Raw genomic sequence first — 3056 nt, 5'->3', positions numbered from 1 at the left:
TTTTCTAATTTCAGAAAAACAATTTGACATTTTCAACTTCTAATTTATTATGTTAGTATTCATTAACTTTTTGGAGTAAATATGGAATTTAGCGAAAGGCAGAAGCAGATTATTAATGTCGCAATAAAAATAGTTGCGGACAAAGGCATTCAGAATCTAACTACAAAAAATATCGCTAAAGATTTAGACTTATCGGAAGCAGCTCTTTATCGCCATTTCAAGAATAAGTTAGAAATCATCAAATCTATAATTTCGTTTTTTGAACAAAAAATAAAGCAGATGACGAAAACTTTAGATTCGAATGAAAAACCCCTATCGCAAATCAAAAAATTTGTTCTTGCTCATTTCAAAATTTTTAGGGATTATCCTGAAATGGCACAAGTAATGTTTTCCGAATCGAATTTCCAAAATGAAGCTAACTTGAAAGAGCAAGTTTTGCACGTTATGAACCGTTCCCGCGACAGCCTCGAAGCGGTTATAAAAAAGGGGCAACAGGATGGAAACATCAATAATGAAATTAGCAGCTTAAATTTATTCCGTATAATTATCGGCTCAATGAGATTGCTGGTTACTCAGTGGAGTTTGTCCGGAAGAATTTTTAATTTGGAAACAGAAGGAAAGCAACTTTGGAACGATCTCGAAAAAATTGTTGCTGGAAGCTTGGAGTAAAACACAATGAAATTTTTCTTTTGCTATAAAACGTTAGTAAATATTTACAAACAGATTTATTGTATAACCGATGAATCAAAATTATTTTTATTATTATTTCAACCAAATTGCAAGGAGCAAAATTATGCTTAAATTTCTAAAGGGAGTATTAAGATTCCCAAAAACAAACCTAATTATCATTCTACTTATTTCTGTAGTTTTCTTTAAAATAATGAAAAGTAATTCAAGCATGGAAACCGACTTGGATGAATATATGCCCCAAGATCATCCGGCATTTGTGTATAGCGATGAAGCCGAAGAGATTTTCAATATCAAAGACGGGATTATTATTGCCATTGAAAATGAAAACGGCATTTATAATTACGAGACATTAAAGAAAATCAAAGACCTTACCCGCAAACTCGGGAAGATGAAAGAGATCAACAAAAATGACATCACTTCGCTTTATACTGCCGATAATATTGTGGGCGATGAATATGGAATGGACGTCAAAGCATTTTACAAAAAAATTCCCAAAACACCGGAACAGTTAGCAGAATTGCAAAATAATGTTCGAACAAATGAAATGGTTTTCAGGAGATTAGTATCTGACGATGAAACCGTTGCTGTAATTATTGCAGAAATAGAAGACGATGCTTTTACCCAAGAATTTTATCATCATATTTTGGAACTTACCAAATTGTTTGAAAATCCGGAAAAAATATATGTTGCAGGTAGCCCAATAGTTGAAGGAACAATGGCTTATCTCGGACCACGTGATATGAAGAAGATGGTTCCCATTGTCATTCTTGTAATTATTCTCGTTCTTTTACTGGTAATGAAAAGTGTGAAAAATACGATATTCACTTTGTTAGTTGTGCTTTTTAGTGTGGTCTGGACTTTTGGTCTGATGGCTGCTTTCAATATTCCAATTTATGCTGTATCAACGATGATCCCGGTAATGTTGATCGCAATTGGGGTGGCGGATGGAATTCACCTGTATAGTCATCTTGATCTTTTCTTGCGTAAGAATCCGAATGCTTCTCGAAAAGAAGCTGTTTCGGACATGCTATCGGGAATGTGGAAACCGGTTGTTATGACTTCGGTTACAACATCGGTTGGATTTATTTCCCTGCTAACTTCCCAAATCTATCCTATTAAATATTTCGGTTTATTTACTGCTTTGGGGGTTATGGCTGCAATGGTATTTTCATTACTCCTTATCCCGGCAGCTATCCTTGTTTTCGGATTTCCAAAACGAAAATTGAAATCAAAAAGTAAAACTGCGAATGCAAAAAATCCTTTCTCATATCGCTTTGCAGAAGGTGTGATAAAACATAAAGGACTCACCCTCTCCCTCACAATTATCATCTTGGTGATTTCAATTTTTGGAATTACAAAAGTATGGATAAATTCAAGTTTTCTTGATAAATTTGAAAAAGATAGCGATATCGTGCTAACGGATAAATTCATCAATGAGCATTTCGGAGGTACCAGCAGTTTGAATGTTGTTTTAGAAAGCGATGAAAATGATGTAATGAAAACTCCCAAAGCGTTGAAACTAATTGATAAACTACAGAATGACGTGGAAAGCAGATTAGCAGAAGTGGGAAATTCATTCTCCCTTGCAGATTATCTCAAACGGATGAATAAAGTTATGCATGCGGATAAAGATGAGTTTGATGTTATACCCGAATCAAGCGACTTGAACGCCCAATATCTACTTCTTTATGAAATGTCCGGCGATCCCGAAAATCTCTGGAAAGTTGTGGATTACGATTATAAAACTGCAAATATTACAATTCAACTAAAAAGTGATAATTCCAAAACAATCAATAGTGCAATAGCCGTCGTGGAAGAATATAAGGACGATTTTAAAGAACTCGGAATCACTGTAAATTATGCCGGTTCCGGTTACAAAGGACTCGTTTTTACTGATCTAATCCTTCAGGGACAAATACAAAGTTTAATCTTGTCGCTAATTATAATCGTGCTTTTGCTCACGCTGATGTTCCGCAAATTTTCTGCCGGACTAATCGGTTCAGTTCCCATCGTGATTACGGCTGCAATCGGTTTTGGTGTGATGGGACTTTTGAATATTCCACTCAGCACTACCACAGCTCTCATTTCCAGTATTGCCATCGGAATCGGAATTGATTATGCAGTTCACTTTATTGATCGCTACAAAACCTATGCAGAACAAACAGGTGATAAAACAAAAACTATTCGCCAAACAATGCAGCATTCCGGTCGTGCCATTATTTTCAATGCAATGGTTGTGATTGCCGGATTCCTCGTTCTTTTATTCTCGGTTTTCCCGCCAAACAGAAGTTTGGGAGCCTTGGTTTCACTGAATATGTTTACCAGTTTTCTCGGAACTGTAACTATTATGTATCTGCTTTTGTATA

At 35.5% G+C, this 3056-nt stretch carries 2 protein-coding genes; both read left to right on the top strand.

The annotated features are described in order from the left end of the window. The first annotated feature begins 81 nt into the window (after positions 1–81). On the top strand, positions 82–669 hold the full coding sequence (locus U9P79_06165) for a TetR/AcrR family transcriptional regulator (GenBank protein ID MEA2104207.1): 588 nt from the start codon (positions 82–84) through the stop codon (positions 667–669). A gap of 124 nt (positions 670–793) precedes the next feature. Further along, positions 794–3056, top strand: a 2263-nt coding sequence (locus U9P79_06160; GenBank protein ID MEA2104206.1) for an MMPL family transporter, incomplete at its 3' end; no start/stop codon positions are given.

This window comes from Candidatus Cloacimonadota bacterium, assembly GCA_034661015.1.
Taxonomy (GTDB): domain Bacteria; phylum Cloacimonadota; class Cloacimonadia; order JGIOTU-2; family JGIOTU-2; genus JAYEKN01.
This window is presented reverse-complemented; position numbering and strand designations above follow the sequence as displayed.